Raw genomic sequence first — 408 nt, forward strand, 5'->3', positions numbered from 1 at the left:
TTTCCACATTGAAATCATCCTCCTCGTCTCCGATAAATAGAGAAGAAAAATTTTTCTAAAAAGGAGTGAAAGAATTGCGCAAACCTATCATTGGCTTGCTTGTCTTCCTTATGCTTCTCCTGCCTGCTGTGTCACATGCGGATATGCGTGAGGAAGATGGTTCCTTTTATTTTTATAGTCCGAACTCTGGATTTATTATTAAATTGATCACGCCGCAGGAACGAAATATCACCACAAATATCATTGACCGCATCGATTTCGAACTATGGTGGTATGATCAAAAAAATGAATATCATAAAAGAGACCCCATCAACTATGCCAGAAGGGTAAATCCACATGATGTGAATGTATTTTACACTAATAAAAATGCAATGAGCCAAAACAAGGACATTCTTTTGGACCGCTCTT

General features: G+C 37.7%; 1 pseudogene. It reads left to right on the forward strand.

Annotated features, from left to right (window positions below):
• Positions 1-74: 74 nt before the first annotated feature.
• A pseudogene (locus B2899_RS13480) lies at positions 75-408 on the forward strand (hypothetical protein); the annotation flags it as partial.

Source organism: Aneurinibacillus sp. UBA3580, assembly GCF_002375825.1.
Taxonomy (GTDB): domain Bacteria; phylum Bacillota; class Bacilli; order Aneurinibacillales; family Aneurinibacillaceae; genus Aneurinibacillus; species Aneurinibacillus danicus.